3 protein-coding genes are annotated in these 1,715 nt (G+C 71.5%); 2 read left to right on the forward strand and 1 reads right to left on the reverse strand.

Going from position 1 to position 1,715, the window contains the following annotated elements:
• The first annotated feature begins 114 nt into the window (after positions 1 to 114).
• On the forward strand, positions 115 to 390 hold the full coding sequence (locus tag ETD86_RS54225; RefSeq protein WP_246149542.1) for a hypothetical protein: 276 nt from the start codon (positions 115 to 117) through the stop codon (positions 388 to 390).
• Here the strand turns inward: ETD86_RS54225 and ETD86_RS54230 are convergent.
• Positions 379 to 1,341: an ArsR/SmtB family transcription factor gene (locus tag ETD86_RS54230; protein WP_138674368.1), complete on the reverse strand. Its 963-nt coding sequence runs from the start codon at positions 1,339 to 1,341 to the stop codon at positions 379 to 381. The genes ETD86_RS54225 and ETD86_RS54230 overlap by 12 nt on opposite strands.
• 61 nt (positions 1,342 to 1,402) lie before the next feature.
• Here ETD86_RS54230 and ETD86_RS54235 point away from each other — a divergent pair.
• Positions 1,403 to 1,715: MFS transporter (locus ETD86_RS54235; RefSeq protein ID WP_246149543.1), on the forward strand; the 313-nt coding region annotated here is incomplete at its 3' end.

Consider the following 1,715-nt stretch of genomic DNA (forward strand, 5'->3'; position numbering starts at 1 on the left):
GAAGAAGACCAGCGCGTAGATCAGCGAGAGCCCGCCCAAGGCTTTGCGCAGTACGTCCATGCCGACCACGGTCCCACCGCGGCGTCCCCGGGCCATCGTCCCCAGGCGGGGCAGGTGGCCAAGCTCGGTCCGAGCCGGCCGCGCGTGGAGGACGTGGGCGAGCACGTGGCACAGAAGTGGATTCTCACCCGTGGCCGCGACAACATCCGGGACCTGCTGCCTGGGCCGATCCTGCCGACCGTGATCGACACCGAGCTGCTGATCGAGGCGGAGAAGGAGCTCGGCCACTCGCTGCGGCCGTTCCCCGAGGCCAGGGTGTGGCTGCGGGACGGGTTCTGGGCACGCGTCTACCGCGAGTTCGACCTGGGTGTGGGGGTCTCATCGAAGTAGCGCCTCGGCGATCTCCGTGCGGGCGTACAGGACGTACCGCCCCGTACGGTGTGCCGAGCACAGTCCCGCCTTGTGGAGTGCGGTGAGGTGCTGGTTGACGCCGGGCTCGGAGAGCCCGGCGCGCTGGGCCAGGTCGCGCGTGGAGGCGGGCTGGTCGAGCTCGGCCAGCAGCCGGGCACGTGTCCTGCCGAGCACGGCCGCGAGCGCCTCCGGCGGCTCCAGCTCGCGGCGCTCCCACAACGTGGCGATGCCGCGCGGCGCGTAGCGCACGGTGGGCTGGTACGGCGGCGTGGTGACCGAGAAGACCCGCGGCGCGACGAACACGCACGGCACCAGCAGCAGCCCGAGCCCGCGCAGCGAGCGCACGCCCGACGCGAACCGGTGCCTGATGCGTAGCGTCCCGTCCTCCCAGGTGACGGCCTCGTCGAGGTCGGCCAGCATGCGCCGGGCTCCGCCCTCGGCGAGCAGCCTGGCCCGGTAGAGGATCTCGCCCTCCAGCAACGACCTGATCCGCGGCCAGTATGGCGCCATCGCCGCCTGCCAGTAGGCCTCGACCTCCTGCGCCAGTCGCTCCAGGCCCTGCTCGGGGTCGTCGTAGAGGGCTTGGACGCGTTTCGTGCGCGGACCGGGGATCTCGTCCAGGTCCGAGCGGACCCGGTCGGCCGCGCCCCGCATCGTGGCCAGTTCCAGCTCCAGGTCCGGCATGGACGTGGACGGCGGTGTGCAGGTGAAGCCGGCGATGCTGATCGTCGGCACCGGGACCAGGTCGGACAGCAGCCGCCAGTCGGCGTCCTGGAGACGGCGGCGTACCTGCTCCGCCCAGGGGCGCAGGAGCGGGTGCGCCTGCGGGTCCTTCACCACGCGGACGCTGGCCACGACCTCACCGAGCGGCGAGATGGCGAAGCGGGTGTTGGCGATGTCGTGGGCCGTGAACGTCAGGTCCAGGGTCATCGGATTCGCGCACCACTTAATCGATAGCGGCTTTGACCTATATCTCAGCACTCTGGCTGACATGTCGGCAACTGTGATGGAAGAGCCGCTGCTGCGGTTCCGCGGATTTCGTAACCTCTTCGTCGCCGGGGCGGTCAGCCAGCTCGGCAGCCAGATCAGCTACGTCGCGCTGCCCCTGCTCGCCGTGACCGCGCTGGGCGCCGGGGCCGGCGAGGTGGGGCTGCTGTCGGCGCTCGGCACGCTCGCGGTTCTCCTGCTGGGGCTGCCCGCCGGAGCCTGGGTGGACCGGGTGCGGCGACGGCCGGTGATGATCGCCACTGATCTGCTGCGGGCCGGGGCCCTGCTGTCGGTGCCGGTCGCGTGGTGGGGCGGGT

The sequence above is a fragment of the Nonomuraea turkmeniaca genome (genome assembly GCF_005889735.1).
In the GTDB taxonomy this organism is placed as follows: domain Bacteria; phylum Actinomycetota; class Actinomycetes; order Streptosporangiales; family Streptosporangiaceae; genus Nonomuraea; species Nonomuraea turkmeniaca.